14 protein-coding genes are annotated in these 14,273 nt (G+C 65.4%); 5 read left to right on the forward strand and 9 right to left on the reverse strand.

The window, feature by feature from the left end:
- Positions 1 to 50: 50 nt before the first annotated feature.
- Positions 51 to 410, reverse strand: coding sequence for a hypothetical protein (locus tag PHA8399_RS06835; protein ID WP_058285421.1), 360 nt, complete (start codon positions 408 to 410; stop codon positions 51 to 53).
- Positions 411 to 587: 177 nt separating this feature from the next.
- Between PHA8399_RS06835 and PHA8399_RS06840 the strand changes: the two genes are divergently transcribed.
- Positions 588 to 1,238, forward strand: a complete 651-nt coding sequence (locus PHA8399_RS06840; protein WP_058285507.1) for a carbonic anhydrase — start codon at positions 588 to 590, stop codon at positions 1,236 to 1,238.
- A gap of 2 nt (positions 1,239 to 1,240) precedes the next feature.
- Here PHA8399_RS06840 and PHA8399_RS06845 read toward each other — a convergent pair whose 3' ends face one another.
- Positions 1,241 to 2,404: a DUF3095 domain-containing protein gene (locus tag PHA8399_RS06845; RefSeq protein ID WP_058285422.1), complete on the reverse strand. Its 1,164-nt coding sequence runs from the start codon at positions 2,402 to 2,404 to the stop codon at positions 1,241 to 1,243.
- A gap of 179 nt (positions 2,405 to 2,583) precedes the next feature.
- Here PHA8399_RS06845 and PHA8399_RS06850 point away from each other — a divergent pair, with 179 nt between their 5' ends.
- From PHA8399_RS06850 to PHA8399_RS06865, 4 genes are all read left to right on the forward strand, one after another.
- Positions 2,584 to 3,756 (forward strand): MFS transporter, encoded by a 1,173-nt coding sequence (locus tag PHA8399_RS06850; protein ID WP_058285423.1) that lies wholly within the window; start codon positions 2,584 to 2,586, stop codon positions 3,754 to 3,756.
- An 83-nt stretch (positions 3,757 to 3,839) separates the two neighbouring features.
- Positions 3,840 to 4,862: an aspartate-semialdehyde dehydrogenase gene (locus tag PHA8399_RS06855; RefSeq protein ID WP_058285424.1), complete on the forward strand. Its 1,023-nt coding sequence runs from the start codon at positions 3,840 to 3,842 to the stop codon at positions 4,860 to 4,862.
- Positions 4,863 to 4,997: 135 nt separating this feature from the next.
- Complete coding sequence (locus PHA8399_RS06860) at positions 4,998 to 5,381, forward strand: hypothetical protein (protein ID WP_058285425.1); 384 nt, start codon at positions 4,998 to 5,000, stop codon at positions 5,379 to 5,381.
- An 88-nt stretch (positions 5,382 to 5,469) separates the two neighbouring features.
- Complete coding sequence (locus PHA8399_RS06865; RefSeq protein WP_058285426.1) at positions 5,470 to 7,140, forward strand: DUF4139 domain-containing protein; 1,671 nt, start codon at positions 5,470 to 5,472, stop codon at positions 7,138 to 7,140.
- A 212-nt stretch (positions 7,141 to 7,352) separates the two neighbouring features.
- Here the strand turns inward: PHA8399_RS06865 and PHA8399_RS06870 are convergent, their stop codons facing one another.
- The 7 genes from PHA8399_RS06870 to PHA8399_RS06900 all read right to left on the reverse strand — a co-directional run bounded on the left by PHA8399_RS06870 (position 7,353) and on the right by PHA8399_RS06900 (position 14,234).
- The gene (locus PHA8399_RS06870) at positions 7,353 to 8,123 is read right to left on the reverse strand and encodes an aldolase/citrate lyase family protein (protein WP_058285427.1); all 771 of its coding nucleotides are present in this window, start codon (positions 8,121 to 8,123) and stop codon (positions 7,353 to 7,355) included.
- 15 nt (positions 8,124 to 8,138) lie between these two features.
- Entirely contained in the window at positions 8,139 to 8,939 is an 801-nt protein-coding gene (gene hpaH / locus PHA8399_RS06875) for a 2-oxo-hept-4-ene-1,7-dioate hydratase (RefSeq protein WP_058285428.1), read from the reverse strand.
- Entirely contained in the window at positions 8,936 to 9,787 is an 852-nt protein-coding gene (locus tag PHA8399_RS06880) for a fumarylacetoacetate hydrolase family protein (protein ID WP_058285429.1), read from the reverse strand. The genes hpaH and PHA8399_RS06880 overlap by 4 nt, the downstream gene beginning before the upstream one ends.
- Positions 9,787 to 11,199: a pyridoxal phosphate-dependent decarboxylase family protein gene (locus PHA8399_RS06885; RefSeq protein WP_058285430.1), complete on the reverse strand. Its 1,413-nt coding sequence runs from the start codon at positions 11,197 to 11,199 to the stop codon at positions 9,787 to 9,789. Before PHA8399_RS06885 ends, PHA8399_RS06880 begins: the two co-directional genes overlap by 1 nt.
- A gap of 60 nt (positions 11,200 to 11,259) precedes the next feature.
- The gene (gene hpaD / locus PHA8399_RS06890; protein WP_058285431.1) at positions 11,260 to 12,240 is read right to left on the reverse strand and encodes a 3,4-dihydroxyphenylacetate 2,3-dioxygenase; all 981 of its coding nucleotides are present in this window, start codon (positions 12,238 to 12,240) and stop codon (positions 11,260 to 11,262) included.
- Between the two features lie 90 nt (positions 12,241 to 12,330).
- On the reverse strand, positions 12,331 to 13,842 hold the full coding sequence (gene hpaE / locus PHA8399_RS06895; protein WP_058285432.1) for a 5-carboxymethyl-2-hydroxymuconate semialdehyde dehydrogenase: 1,512 nt from the start codon (positions 13,840 to 13,842) through the stop codon (positions 12,331 to 12,333).
- Positions 13,842 to 14,234 carry a 5-carboxymethyl-2-hydroxymuconate Delta-isomerase gene (locus PHA8399_RS06900; RefSeq protein WP_058285433.1) on the reverse strand — a complete coding sequence of 131 codons (393 nt, stop codon included), beginning with the start codon at positions 14,232 to 14,234 and terminating at the stop codon, positions 13,842 to 13,844. Before PHA8399_RS06900 ends, hpaE begins: the two co-directional genes overlap by 1 nt.
- Positions 14,235 to 14,273 lie beyond the last annotated feature (39 nt).

Consider the following 14,273-nt stretch of genomic DNA (forward strand, 5'->3'; position numbering starts at 1 on the left):
CAGAGTAGCCGCCGCAGCGCGGCCTGCAAGCCCTGCGGGTTGCGGAGAGATCAGATCGTCATGTCCTGCTGGTCCCAGACCGCGGTCAGCGAGCGTTCCCCCACCCGCATCAGCCGGAACAGAATCGCGGCAACCGCCGGCGCATCCTCGGCGTCGATGGCCGCGGTCACGTCGCTGGCAATCGACGCGAGCGCCGTCATGCCGATCTGATCGGCAATCGCGATCAGCGACCGGGCGCTCTTGCGCAGGTTCGCCATTTCATTCTGCCGCCACAGACGCTCGCAATGCGTCAGGCGGACAGCCATTTCTTCGACCGCACGGCACACGACGTCCTCGGCGCCGGTTTCGCCAAGCTGCTCATACAGCGCGGTGAGTTTGTCAGGATCGAGACGCACTGTTTCGGAGTGCATTACTGTTAGTATATTGGCCACCACTTTCACCCAAATTCTTTATGCCCCCACGGCACGTCTGCCAATGTGCGCCCCACAGGTTTTCAAAAGGTTTCCGGCGGGGTGTTCAAATCTCTCGAATTTGCGGACAATGCAGGGTATCAAACCCGGCAACACGAATGTTGACAGGACATGACAATGGAATTTGCCAAACCCCTGCCCAGTTATCTGGTGACCCGCTACCATGGGTGGAAGGCCACATCCTATGAGGAGAATCAGGGCTGGTACCGCCGCCTGGCAACCGAGGGCCAGCGGCCGCGGGCGATGGTGATCTCCTGCTGCGACAGCCGGGTGCATGTGACCTCGATCTTCGGGGCCGACCAGGGCGAGTTTTTCATTCACCGCAATATCGCCAACCTGGTGCCGCCCTATGCGCCCGACGGCGACCATCACGGCACCTCGGCGGCGGTGGAATACGCGGTGACCGCGCTGAAGGTGGCGCATCTGATCGTGCTGGGCCATTCGCAGTGCGGCGGTGTGCAGGGCTGCATCGACATGTGCAAGGGCCAGGCGCCGGAGCTGGAACAGAAGACCAGTTTTGTCGGCCGCTGGATGGAGATCCTGAAGCCCAAGTTCGAAGGGGTGGCGGATATCGAGGACCCGGTGGATCAGGCGCGCCAGTTTGAGCGCCAAGCCGTTGTCGCGTCGATGGAAAACCTGATGACCTTCCCGTTCATCGAATCGGCGGTGAAGGCCGGAGAGCTGAGCCTGCACGGGCTGTGGACCGATATCGGCGAGGGCGGGCTGGAATGTTATGAGCCCAAGGCCGGAGCCTTCCTGCCGGTCTGAGCTTAAGCCTGGTCTTTGCCGGCACCAAATGCAGCCGCCAGATTGGCGGCTGCTTGCGTATAGCCGCCCGCCGCCCCGTCGACAAAATGCACGTGGCTGTCCTCAACCGGGGAGGGCACGATGCAAGTGACCAGGGCGGCGTCCTGTTCATGCAGGCCGAACTGCACCAGCCCGGCCTCTGCCGCGCGCCCGAGGTGGCGGCGGATCCGGTCGCGGATGTCCGCGGTGCAGTCCAGCGTCATCTTCAGCCCGTCATCGAATTTGCGGAAGTCCGAATGGGCCTTGAGCACGGAGAGGTAATGCACCGGGTCAAACCCGCCGGCGGGCCGTTTGGCGAGAAAGATCAGCCCGGCGAGGGCGCTGTGCGCCAATAGATAAAGCTTCCGTAAAATCAGAGGGGTTTTGCCGCGCGACGACTGCGCTTCCAGCGCCAGCCCGGCAGGCGGAAAGCCCAGTTTCGGCCCCGTGGCGGGGACCGGGTGGCCGTTGTCTTTCAGTTCGCTTGCCAGAGCCAGCAGGCGGGAGGAGAAGCGGGCAAACGCCTGCGGGTCCGCGCCCGGAGCAGGCTGCACGACCACCGACAGGATAATGCCGTTGCGGGCGGGCGTGTTGCTCCAGCGGCAGGAGAGGCCGGAGAGATCGGGCGGTGCGGCCTGCGGATCCGGCGGCACCTCGAAGGCGCCCGCTTTCATCTGCGACTCGGCCCAGGCCAGGCCGCCGCCGCTGAACATCGCGAAATCGGCGTGATCCGATACGGCGTAGCGGGCGATGGTGACGTCCAGCCCCTCTGCCCGGATCCAGCGCAGCGGCACCATGGCGGCGCGCAGGGGGACGCCGAATTCCGCCCCGGTCCAGCTGCGCAAAGAGGCTAGAACGCGCTGTGCGGTCTCCCGGTGGCGCGGCGGCACCGCAAAGGCAGCGCCGTCGCCGCCGAAGATATAGGGGAACGCCTCGCCCTGCAGCGCATTGCGCATCGCGGCAATCACCGCGGCGCCGATCATGTTGACGGTCTTGTAGCGGCCCGCCGCAATCAGCGCGGTGGAGTTCACGATATCGGTGCAGCACAGGTGCCAGTCCGGCGGCAGCGGCACAAATGCCTCCGGGGCGGACAAGCTGTCAAAGCTGCGGACCTTGGGGAGGCTGGTATAGAAACTGTCCGTCGTCATGCGGTTCCGCTCCGGTCCTTGGCCCCAGTGGCCTGCCACAGTGATCTGCACCAATGGCGCGCCCCACTGGTCTGGCCCACTGGTCTGGCCGTGTGACCTGCAGTTTCTACCTAAACAAATTGTGCGCCGGGGCCAAACATGCAAGCTGTGCGGCAGACACAAAAAAGCGGGGAGGGAAAATGCAGGCGGGATTGGTCTTGTTGTGCCTGGCCTATGTGCTGAGCCAGTTTTTCCGCGCCTTTCTGGCGGTGCTGTCGGGGGTGCTGGGGCAGGACATCGGCGCGGCGCCGGATGATCTGGCGTTTGCCTCGGGCATGTGGTTCCTGTCCTTTGCGGCGATGCAGCTGCCGGTGGGCTGGGCGCTGGACCATGCCGGCCCGCGCCGGACCGCGGCGCTGCTGCTGCTGCTGGGCGGCGGCGGCGGCGCGGCGCTGTTTGCCGCGGCCACGGCGCCCCTGCATGTGAGCATCGCGATGTTCCTGATCGGCATCGGCTGCTCGCCGGTGCTGATGGCGTCTTATTACATCTTTGCCCGCCAGTACCCGCCCGCCCGCTTTGCCACCCTGGCGGCGCTGATGCTGGGGGTGGGGTCGGCAGGCAATCTGGTGGCCTCTTACCCGACCGCGCTGGCGGTGGACCTGTTCGGCTGGCGCGGCACCCTGGCGGGGCTGGCGGCGGTCTCGGTTGCGGTGGCGGCGGGGATATTCCTGACCGTGAGCGACCCGGACAAGCCCGACGGCGAACTGAAGGGATCGGTGCTGGATCTGCTGAAGATGCCGGCGATGTGGGCGGTCTTTCCGCTGATGCTGGTGGCCTATGCGCCGTCAGGCGCGCTGCGGGGGCTGTGGATCGGACCCTATCTGAGCGATCTTTACGGGCTCAGCACCCAGGCCGTGGGGCTGGCGACGCTGGTGATGGGCGCGGCGATGATTGCGGGCACCTTTGCCTATGGGCCGCTGGACCGGATGCTGGGCACCCGCAAATGGGTGATCCTGGGCGGCAACCTGCTGGCCTGCGCTGCCCTGGGGGGGCTGATTATGGCCACCGGCGCGCCGGTCTGGGTGCCGGTCGCGATGATGGGGGCGGTGGGGTTTTTCGGAGCCTCCTTCCCGGTGATCATGGCGCATGGGCGGGCCTTCGTGCCGCCGCATCTGGCCGGGCGCGGGGTGACCCTGCTGAACCTGTTCGGCATTGGCGGAGTGGGAATCATGCAGTTTGCGACCGGGCGCATTCACGCGGAAATGGCGGGAGCGGATCCGGCTTTGCCCTACACCGGCATTTTCGGCTTCTTTCTGGTGTGCCTGGCGGCGGGGTGCGCGGTTTATCTGCTCAGCCGCGACAGCATGGACTGATCCGCCCCCTTTAAACTTTTGCCCGGAGGCATTATCACTCCCGCGCCGGCCATGGGGCCGGGCAATACTGGAGAAACAGAAAAATGGGTTACCGCATCGCCGTTGTCGGCGCCACGGGCAACGTGGGCCGCGAAATGCTGAACATCCTGGCCGAGCGCCAGTTCCCCGTGGACGAGGTCGCTGCGCTGGCAAGCCGCAAGTCTCTCGGCACTGAAGTCAGCTTTGGCGATAAGACACTCACTACCAAGGATCTGGACACCTTCGATTTTGCCGGCTGGGACATGGCGCTGTTCGCCATCGGCTCTGACGCGACCAAGAAATACGCGCCCAAGGCGGCAGCGGCCGGCTGTGTGGTGATCGACAACTCGTCGCTGTACCGCTACGACCCGGAGATCCCGCTGATCGTGCCGGAAGTGAACCCGCAGGCGGTCCACGGCTACAAGAACAAGAACATCATCGCCAACCCCAACTGCTCCACCGCGCAGATGGTTGTCGCGCTGAAGCCGCTGCATGACCGCGCCCGGATCAAGCGCGTTGTGGTGTCGACTTACCAGTCGGTGTCCGGCTCCGGCAAGGACGCGATTGACGAGCTGTGGGACCAGACCAAGGCGGTCTATAACCCGACCCAGGACGTGCCGCCGAAAGTCTATCCCAAGCAGATCGCCTTCAACGTCATTCCGCATATCGACGTCTTCCTCGACGACGGCTCGACCAAGGAAGAGTGGAAGATGGTGGCCGAGACCAAGAAGATCGTCGACCCGTCGATCAAGGTCACCGCAACCTGCGTGCGGGTGCCGGTGTTTGTCGGCCACTCCGAATCCATCAACATCGAGTTCGAGGACTTCCTGGACGAGGACGAGGCCCGCGACATCCTGCGCGAGGCGCCCGGCATCATGGTGATCGACAAGCGCGAAGCCGGCGGCTACGTGACCCCGGTAGAATGCGTTGGCGATTTCGCCACCTTCATCAGCCGCATCCGCCAGGATTCGACCATCGACAACGGCATCAACCTGTGGTGCGTCAGCGACAACCTGCGCAAGGGCGCGGCGCTGAACGCGGTGCAGATTGCCGAGCTGCTGGGCCGCGAGGTCCTGAAGAAAGGCTGAGCCTTATATCCTTTTGGTGAGGGGGCCGCTTCGGAAGAGGCGGCCCCTTTTCTTTTGCACGGCTGCCGGGGCGCGCACGGGTCCGGTACTTTGAAGGGGAGAGCAAAACAGCCGCCGCAGACAGAGGAAAACGCCATGATCGCACTGCAGGACTTCAGCACCGCCACCCCCGCAACGCAGATGCTTCCGTCCTTTGCCCCGATGCATTTGCCGCAGCGGTCTGCGGCCGCTGCGCGCCCTGAGCCCGAACGCAGGCCCGGGCTGAGCTGCGTGACGGCGGCGGAACTGAAGCAGCATGTTGCCAGCGAGTTCAGCGCTGCCGGGGACTGGTTCACCCTGTGCCGCGGGCTGCGCCGCAAGGGGCTGTGCCTGCGGATGCGCGGCGAGGATCTGTGGCTGTTCGATGCGGCCAGCCTTACCGCGATTTCCTCCTGTGAGGATCTGGGGATCGACCCGATGGAACTGGAGCTGCGCTTTGGCCCGTCGCAGCCGCAGCGGCCCTCTGCCCAGGCGGCCTGAGCGTGCTGGCCACGCCGGGGACGGAAGGGTAGGCTTGGCATCGGGCGGGCGTTTTTGCCCGCCTTCATTTCCTGAGTGAGAGATGCCAATGCGATTTTCCTTGATGGCTTTTACCTTGTCCTGCTGCGCCTTGGCTGCCGCACCGGCGGCGGCGGACGAAATTCCGGTCAGCAGCCGGGTGTCTGAAGTGACCCTTTTCCCGGGCCTGGCAGAAGTGACCCGCAGCGCAGCGCTGACGCTGAAGCAAGGGCGGCACCGCCTGATCCTGCAGAACGTGCCGCACTCTGCGCGGCTGAGCACCCTGCAAGTTGAGATTGCCGGGGCGCGCCGCATTGCCACGCAGCTGCGCCAGGATTACGCGCCGCCGCGCGATGCCGCTGACCCGGAGATCGAGGCCGCCGAGGCGCGTGTTAGCGCGGCAGAGGCCCGCATCGCTGCGGTCCGCGATGAGGCGGAGCGGGCGCGGGCCGGTGTCAGGGCGGCGGAAGCCTCGATCGGGTTCCTGCAGCAGCTGGGCGGCAACGAGGGGCTGGCGCAGGCCGATGCCGCGGCGCTGAGCGCGATTGCCCGGATGATTTCGCAGGAGGCCGCGGGCGCCAGCCAGGCGGCGGTGGCGGCCGAGGCTGAGGCGCGGCGGATCGGGTTGCAGCTGGAGGATCTGGAGGAAGGCCTGGCAGAGGCCCGTGCGGCGCTGGCGGCGATTTCGCTGGAAGACCGGGACCGGCTGTTCATTGCGGTGGATATCGAGGCCGAGCAGGCGGGGGACGGCGCGGTGACGGTCCGCTACCTCACCGAAGGGGCCGGAAACATCGGCTGGCAGCCGTCTTATGAAATGCACCTCAGCACTGCGGATAAGCCTGCGGATGCGGCTGAACTCACCCTGAAGCGGGCGGTGCTGCTGGCACAGGACACCGGCGAGAACTGGCAGGATGTGGCGCTGACGCTGTCGACGGCAACGCCCTCCGGGCAGGGCAGCCCCTCCGCGCTGCATCCCTGGCTGCGCCGGGTTGAAGCGCCGGAGCTGCCGCGCCCGCAAAAGCGGCTGCAATCGTTCGACTCTGAAATGGGCGCGCTGGCGGCGCCGGCGGCAGAAGCGGCCGCAGTTGCGGAGGAGGCGCTTGAGTGGAGCGCGGATCGCAGCGGCGCCGCTGTCACTTACCGGTTTGGCGCGCCGGTCACCGTGGCCTCCGGCGCCGATCTGCTGCGGCTGGAGATGGACAGCCTGACTGCCGCGGCTGAGCTGAGGGCGGTGGCAGTGCCGTTGCGGGACGAGACCGCCTACAGGGTGGTTAAATTCATCAACAGCTTTGGCGAGCAGCTGCTGGGTGCGGCGGAGGTGCCGCGCTTTGCGGATGGCAAGCTGATTGCGGTTGAACGGTTTGCGGGGCTGGCGCCGGTCGCGGAGATGGAGGCGGGGTTCGGCCCGGTCGAAGGCCTGCAGCTGCGCCGCGATGTGCTGGATCAGAGCGAAGGCGGCCAGGGCCTGATCTCGCGCAGCAGCCAGCAGGTGCAGGCGGTGGAGATCGAGGTGGAGAACCTGACCGGGCAGGACTGGGCGGTGCGGGTGCTGGACCGGGTGCCCTATTCGCAGCAGGACGATCTGGAGATCGGCTGGAGCGCCAAACCGCGGCCTGCGGAGGAGGATGTGGAGAAGCAGCGCGGCATTCTGGCCTGGGATCTGGAGCTGGCGGCGGGTGAAAGCCGCACGATCCGGCTGGACACCACGCTGAACTGGCCCGAAGGCATGGTCCTGCGCTGATCGTGGCCTGATCCGGGCCTGATCCGGGCGCGGCGCCTAGCGGCAGGGGAACGCTCCCGCCCGTCGTCAGGTATTGGAAATACCTTCCTCCCGTTGGGCGTGGCACCGCGCAAGGCGCGGTGCCACGCCCAAGGCCGCTGCCGCTGCGCTGGCGTCAGCCAGGGCGGCGGCCGGGCGCGGGAGGGCTGCCTGTTGCGGCTGGCGCTTCGGCTTTAGTCTGCCTTCCACTTGGCGGCGAGATCGCGGGCGTTTCTGGCCAGCACCATCACGTCGATTCCAACGGCTAGGAACTGTGCGCCCATGTCTGCGTAGGCTTGGGTGGCCTCATCGGTGGTGCCGAGGATGCCGGGGGCGATGCCTGCCGCCTTGATGCGGGCGATGGCATCGGCGATCACTTCGCGAACCTCCGGGTGGGCTGAGTTGCCTTGGTGGCCCATGTCGGTGGATAGATCCGCCGGGCCGATGAACACGCCGTCGATGCCCTCGACCTGCAGGATCTCATCCAGCGCGGCCATCCCGGCGCGGTTTTCCACCTGCACCAGCAGGCAGACCTCCTGATCGGCGGTCTGGATGTACTCGGAGACCGAGCCGAACAGGGTGGCGCGGGCCGCCGTGGCGCCGACGCCCCGCACGCCCTTGGGCGGGTAGTGGCAGGCGCGGACCAGCTCGCGGGCTTGATCGGCGCTTTCGACAATCGGCACCAGCACCGTTTGCGCGCCTGCATCCAGCACCTGCTTGATCATCCAGGTCTCGCCCACAGGCACCCGCACCACCGGGTGGCTGGGCGAGGCTGCCAGCGCGATCAGCTGGTCGCGGATCGAGCGGATATCATTGGGCGCGTGCTCGCCGTCGATCACCAGCCAGTCGAAACCGCAGGTGCCCATGATCTCGGCGATCTGCCCGTCCGCGAAGCTCATCCAGCAGCCGATCTGGCGTTTGCCCTGTGATAGAGCCTGTTTGAAGGTGTTCTTGGGCGCGGGCATGGGCTGGGCCTCCTGTCAGGCGAAATTGATGGATACGGAACCGAAGGGGCCGAAATCGGCGGTGATCTCCGTGCCCGGCGGGCATTCGATGGGGCGGATGAAAGAGCCTGAGAGCACGATATCCCCGGCCTCGATCTGTTGTCCATATTCTGCCATCCGGCGCGCCAGCCACAGGACCGAGGTGACAGGATCGTTCAGAACACCCGCGCCGAGGCCGGTTTCCTCTACTGTGCCGTTGCGGGCGGCGATGGCACCCACCCAGCGCAGGTCGTGGGCGTCCACGGCGTGGCGTTCCGCGCCCAGCACGACGCCTGCATTGGCGGCGTTGTCGCTGATGGTGTCGGTGATGACGCGGGCCTGTCCGGTCGCCTGGTCGGTGCGCAGGATGCGGGTGTCGAGGATTTCCAGAGAGGGGGCTACATAATCCGTGGCTGCCAGCACGTCCGCGCGGGTGCAGTCGGCACCTGCGAGGGGGGATTTCATGACAAAGGCGATCTCCGCCTCCACCCGCGGCTGGATGAAGCGGCCTGCGGGCACGGTGCTGCCGTTTTCAAACGCCATGTCATCCAGCAGCACGCCGCTGTCGGGGGTGGTGATGTTCAGCGCCTGCTGCATGGCGCGGCTGGTGAGGCCGATTTTCCAGCCGATTTTCCTGCGCCCGGAAGCCAGTTTTCGCCGTATCAGAGCCTGTTGCACCGCATAGGCGTCGTCCAGCGTTATGCCGGGATAGGCCAGGGAGAGCAGGCCGCATTGCTGGCCGGTTTGCTCGGCCTTCAGCAGGCTCTCAGCGGCTTCATGGTGCTGCTCCGGCGTCATGTCTCATCCTCGACGGTGTTGCGCAGGATGCCGATGCCCTCCACCTCGACCTCGACCACATCGCCGGGGGACAGGTATTTCGGCGGATCAAACCGCGCGCCTGCGCCGGTGGGGGTGCCGGTGATGATCACGTCACCCGGCTGCAGGGTGGTGAAGGTTGAGATATAGGCGATCTCCTCGCGGACCGGGAACATCATGCGGGCCAGGGTGTCATCCTGGCGGATCTCTCCGTTCACGCGGGTGACAATACGGGCCTTATCCAGTTGGGCAGCATCCGTGAAGGGGACAAGCCAGGGGCCGATCGAACCGGAGTTGTCCCAGTTCTTGCCCTGTGTCACGTTGAACTTGGCGTGGCGCACCCAGTCGCGGATGGTGCCCTCATTTGCCAGTGTTAGAGCCGCAATATGGTCGTAGGCATCCTCCGGCTTGATCCGGCGGCCCGGTTTGCCGATCACCACGGCGACCTCGCCCTCGTAGTCCAGCGTGTGGTTTTCCGGGGGGCGGATCAGCGGGCGCCCGGCACCGGTGAAGGAACGCGGGAAGCGGGGGAACAGGGACATATGCTTGGGCTGGGCGGAGCCGTCCTTGTATTCCGCGTTGCGGTCCGGGAAGTTCACACCGACGCAGAGGATCTTTTCCGGGTTGGGGATGGGGATCTCATAGACAAAATCCGTGTGTGTGACGGGCTTGCCCTCAGCGGCTTCGGCTAGTTCGGGCAGGCCTTGGGCGGCGATCACCTCGCGCAGGGTGGGCCAGTCCGGGAAATGCGGCGATAGGGCGATCATGCCTGCGTCTGTCACAGCGCCATAGAAGGTCTCGCCATCGGCGGAGTAGGTGGCAAAGCGCATCAGGTCAGGTTCCTTGCGATTTCGGTGATGACGTCGAAGGCTATCATCACGTCTGCTTCGGTGGTTTCGAACTGGCCGGCCTGGAAGCGGATCACCAGCTCGCCGTCGAGGCGGGTCTGGGTCAGGTAGATGCGGCCGTCATCGTTGATGGCGTTGACCAGCCTTAGGTTCAGATCGTCCAGATCCTTGGCGCCTTCGGGCGCGTAGCGGAACGACCAGAGCGACCACATCGGCGGGGTTGTGATCTCGAAATCAGGCTCGGCTTTCAGCTTCTCATGCAGCTGGTTGGACCAGGTGATGTGGTTGCGCAGGCGCTGGCGCAGGCCCTCCAGCCCGTAGGTGCGGATCAGGAACCAGATTTTCAGCGCGCGGAAGCGGCGGCCCAGCGGCACCGACCATTCGGAATAGTTGATGATGCCGTCGTGGCCGTGGGTTTTGAGGTATTCCGGGCTGATCGCGAGGGTTTGCACCAGGTCATCCGGGTTCTTCAGGAAATGGGCGGAGCAATCGAACTGCACGCCGAGCCATTTGTGCGGGTTGAAGACGATGCTGTCGGCGCGCTCCACCCCCGGCCAGTAATGGCGGTATTCCGGGCAGATCATCGCAGAGCCGGCCCAGGCGGCGTCGACATGAGTGTAGAGTCCATGCTTCTCGGCCACATCCAGTACCTGGTTGACGGGGTCAGTGGCGCCAACGCCGGTGCCGCCGACGCAGAGGATGACGCCCGCGGGCTGATGGCCAGCGGCGAGGTCGGCTTCGATGGCGGCTTCGAGTGCTGCCGGGTCCATGCCGCGCCAGCCGCCCTTGATGGGGATGCGGATCAGGTTCTGCTGGCCGATGCCCGCGACCCAGATGGCGCGGTCGATGGAGGTGTGAACTTCAGATGAACAGTAAATCCGGAGTGGCTTCTGCCCGAACAGCCCGTGGCTGTTGCCCTGCCAGTTCAACGCCTTTTCCCGCATGGTCAGGACGGCGGCGAGGGTGGCGGAGGAGGCAGAGTCCTGAATGACGCCCTGGAACTGCTCTGGCAGGTCCAGCGCCTGACGCAGCCAGTCCATCATCCGCGTCTCCATCTCCGTCGCCGCGGGGGAGGTCTGCCACAGCATGCACTGCGGCGCGATGGCGGAGGCGAGGAATTCCGCCAGCACCGAGGGCGCGGCGGCGTTGGAGGTGAAATAGGCAAAGAAGCGGGGATGCTGCCAATGGGTGATGCCGGGCATCACGATGTCTTCGAAATCGCGGAAGATCGCCTCCATCCCTTCACCGTCCTCAGGCGGGGTTTGGGGCAGGGCGTTCAGAACTTCGCCGGGTTTGGTCCTGGCGCGCACCGGGCGGTCGCCGACGGTCAGGTGATAGTCCTGCGTCCAGTCCGCGACCCGGCGGCCCCATTCGGAGAAGTCATCCCATTTCATTCTTCTTACCTTGTTCTTTTGGGAGTGTGCCCGGCTAGGGGCCGGGCGCGATCCTTTTCATCAGGGTGCAATAATCGGCTGCGCGTTCAAGGCGCTGGGTTTCGGGGTGGCGCCTTCAAACACCGAGCCTTCCTCAAACCAGCTGCGCGGCGCAGGCGCGCCCCAGAGGGTCTGGCGCTGCGGGTCGGTGAGCGACCATTTGATCGGCTCCAGATCCGGGTCGACGGTCTGGTAATCAGAGCAGTAGATCTCGATCCGGTGGCCGTCGGGGTCGCGCACGTACAGGAAAAAGGCGTTGGAGATGCCGTGGCGGCCGGGGCCGCGTTCGATATTGCCGACGTAGCCGGTGGTCGACATCAGGTCCAGGAGGTCGATGATGTTGAGCGGGTTCGGCACCCAGAAGGCGGTGTGGTGCAGGCGGGGGCCGAGGCCGTTGGTGAAGGCCACGTCGTGCACGCCGCCCTTGCGGTGCATCCAGGCGGCCCAGATCTTGCCGCTGTCGTCATCCTCGGTGAACTCGGTGACGCGGAAGCCCATCTCGTTATAGAAGGCAACAGAAGCATCCACATCGGCGCTGAACATGTTGAAATGGTCAATGCGCAGCGGTTTTACCCCGTTATAGAGCCTGTATTTCTGGTGGATCGGCGCCAGCCGGTCCATTTTGACGTAGAATTCCAGCGGGATGCCCCAGCGGTCGCGGGTGCGCAGGGTTTTGCCCATATGGGGGCGTTCGATCCATTCCACCGGCAGCCCTTTGGAGGCAAAGAACTCCGCCGCCTTGTCCAGGTCCGGCTCATCGTAGAGCTTGAAGCCCAGCACGCCGACGGACGCCGTATCCGCCTGAACCAGCACGATGCAATGGTGGCCGCGTTCCTCCATCGCGCGCAGGTAGATGCGGCTGTCGTCCTCATGCGTCACCTGCAGGCCGAGGGTGTCCACATAGAACGCGCGGGAGGCGGCGAGGTCGGTGACGGCGTATTCCACATGGCTGAGCCGCACGATGTTGAAGGGCGGGTAGAGGTTCGGGGCGGGAACGGGCATGGTTTGGACCTTTCGCTTGAGGCCGGGTGCGGGAGCGAGGGGCCGGCCCCTCGCGCTCCCCGGGATATTTTGAGCCAGATGAAGCGCGGATCAGGCGCCGAGGCGCGGGATCTTGTGGCGGCCGGTGGCAAAGCCGATGTGCTTCTGTTCCATGTAGAACTCGAACGACCAGTCGCCGCCGTCGCGGCCGATGCCGCTGGCCTTGACCCCGCCAAAGGGGGTGGGCAGGTGGCGGACGTTTTCCGAATTCACCCAGATCATCCCGGCCTCCAGCGCGTTTGTGAAGCGCAGGGCACGGGTGAGGTCGTTGGTCCAGACATAGCCTGTCAAACCGTACTGGGTGCCGTTGGCCAGTGTCAGGGCCTCCTCCTCGTCCTTGAAGCGGATCGCGGTGAGGACCGGGCCGAAGATTTCCTCCTGTGCGATGGTCATGTCGTTGGTGGCATGTGTGAACAGCGTCGGGCGCACAAACCAGCCCTTGTCGCCTGCGCGGGTGCCGCCGGCGGCGATGGTGGCGCCGTCCTGTTTGGCGGTCTCGAAGTAGGACGTGACCTTGTCGAAATGCACCTTGTGGATCAGCGGGCCAACCTCGGTCGCGGGGTCCAGCGGGTGGCCTACCTTGATGCTGTTGACGCGCTCGATCAGCTTGGCCTCGAACGTCTCCGCGATGCTGTCCTGCACCAAGAGGCGCGAGGAAGAGGTGCAGCGCTCGCCATTGAGCGAGTAGATCATGAAGATGGCGGCATCGAGCGCGCGGTCGAGGTCGGCGTCGTCAAAGACCACCACCGGGTTCTTGCCGCCCAGTTCGAAATGCACGCGTTTCAGGGTGTCCGCGCCCTGCTTCATGATCATCGAGCCGGTTTTCGACTCGCCGACAAAGGCGATGGCCTTGATATCGGGATGTTCGGTGAGCGCCTTGCCCGCATCCTCGCCGAAGCCGTTCACAAGGTTCCAAACGCCCGCAGGCAGGCCGGCCTCATGCGCGATTTCGGCCAGGATGCGGGCGGTGAGCGGGGAGAACTCAGCCGGTTTGTGGACCACGGTGCAGCCCGCCGCCAGCGCGGGGGCGATCTTCCAGGTGGACAGCATAAAGGGCGTGTTCCAGGGGGTGATGACGCCGACGGGGCCGATCGGCACGCGGGTGGTCACGTTCATCAGCGTCGGCGATTGCAGCTGCTGGCCGTCGCGGGCGGAGGCGGCCTTGTCCGCGAAGAAGCGGAAGTTTTCGGCGCCGCGCAGGGCGGCCTTGGACATGAAACGGATGGCCTGACCGGTGTCCCAGCATTCGCAGAGCGCGATTTCCTCGGCGCGTTCGACGATCAGATCAGCGATGCGGTGCAGGATCTTCTTGCGCTCCAGCGCCGGCATGTCGCGCCAGGCGGGAAAGGCGGCCTTGGCGGCTTGAGCTGCAGTGCCGATGTCCTCAGCGCTGCCTTTGGCAACGGAGCAAATCACGCTTTCGTCCACCGGCGAGAGTGTTTCGAAGGTGGCGCCGGAGGCGGCGGGGCGGGTTTCACCGTTGATCAGGTTTAAAATGCCGGTCTCGCGGAAGCGGGCCAGATGGCGGTTCAGCGTTTCGGTGTTGGTGGCCAGATCGCTCATCACGGGTCCGCCTTTCGCATGTGGTCGCGGATGGTGCCGCATTTCGGGGAAAGCTCCGGATCGATGTCGCGCATTTCCAGCGACAGGGCGATGGAGTGCTGCTGCAGGGCCGGTTCCAGAAAGGAATGTGCTGCCGCGAACACGGCCTGGGCGGCGCGCTTGCGGGTGTCCAGATCGCGCCCGGCGCGCAGCCGGATGGAGATGTCGATAAAGCCGTGCTGCGGATCGCCGTCGGCAATCGAGACATGGCTGGCGGCAAAGGCGCGCACCCGGATCCCGGCCAGCGGGAACACGCCGGTTTCCGCTGCCGCCTGCCGCAGATGGCGGCAGAGCGCGGCAATGTCGGTGCGGTCCTCCATGTTGGCGGAGTAGTCCAGCGTGATGTGCGGCATATCCAGCGTCCTCCTGAATTGCTTAACATGTGTAGCAAA

Source organism: Leisingera aquaemixtae, from assembly GCF_001458395.1.
In the GTDB taxonomy this organism is placed as follows: Bacteria; Pseudomonadota; Alphaproteobacteria; order Rhodobacterales; family Rhodobacteraceae; genus Leisingera; species Leisingera aquaemixtae.

Excerpts from the sequence above, each read along its gene's own strand:
- hpaE (WP_058285432.1), bottom strand. The coding sequence starts at position 13,842 with ATGAGCGATCTGGCCACCAACACCGAAACGCTGAACCGCCATCTGGCC.
- PHA8399_RS06850 (WP_058285423.1), top strand. The coding sequence starts at position 2,584 with ATGCAGGCGGGATTGGTCTTGTTGTGCCTGGCCTATGTGCTGAGCCAG.
- PHA8399_RS06840 (WP_058285507.1), top strand. The coding sequence starts at position 588 with ATGGAATTTGCCAAACCCCTGCCCAGTTATCTGGTGACCCGCTACCAT.
- PHA8399_RS06900 (WP_058285433.1), bottom strand. The coding sequence starts at position 14,234 with ATGCCGCACATCACGCTGGACTACTCCGCCAACATGGAGGACCGCACC.
- PHA8399_RS06845 (WP_058285422.1), bottom strand. The coding sequence starts at position 2,404 with ATGACGACGGACAGTTTCTATACCAGCCTCCCCAAGGTCCGCAGCTTT.
- PHA8399_RS06860 (WP_058285425.1), top strand. The coding sequence starts at position 4,998 with ATGATCGCACTGCAGGACTTCAGCACCGCCACCCCCGCAACGCAGATG.
- PHA8399_RS06855 (WP_058285424.1), top strand. The coding sequence starts at position 3,840 with ATGGGTTACCGCATCGCCGTTGTCGGCGCCACGGGCAACGTGGGCCGC.
- hpaD (WP_058285431.1), bottom strand. The coding sequence starts at position 12,240 with ATGCCCGTTCCCGCCCCGAACCTCTACCCGCCCTTCAACATCGTGCGG.
- hpaH (WP_058285428.1), bottom strand. The coding sequence starts at position 8,939 with ATGACGCCGGAGCAGCACCATGAAGCCGCTGAGAGCCTGCTGAAGGCC.
- PHA8399_RS06865 (WP_058285426.1), top strand. The coding sequence starts at position 5,470 with ATGCGATTTTCCTTGATGGCTTTTACCTTGTCCTGCTGCGCCTTGGCT.
- PHA8399_RS06835 (WP_058285421.1), bottom strand. The coding sequence starts at position 410 with ATGCACTCCGAAACAGTGCGTCTCGATCCTGACAAACTCACCGCGCTG.
- PHA8399_RS06880 (WP_058285429.1), bottom strand. The coding sequence starts at position 9,787 with ATGCGCTTTGCCACCTACTCCGCCGATGGCGAGACCTTCTATGGCGCT.
- PHA8399_RS06870 (WP_058285427.1), bottom strand. The coding sequence starts at position 8,123 with ATGCCCGCGCCCAAGAACACCTTCAAACAGGCTCTATCACAGGGCAAA.
- PHA8399_RS06885 (WP_058285430.1), bottom strand. The coding sequence starts at position 11,199 with ATGAAATGGGATGACTTCTCCGAATGGGGCCGCCGGGTCGCGGACTGG.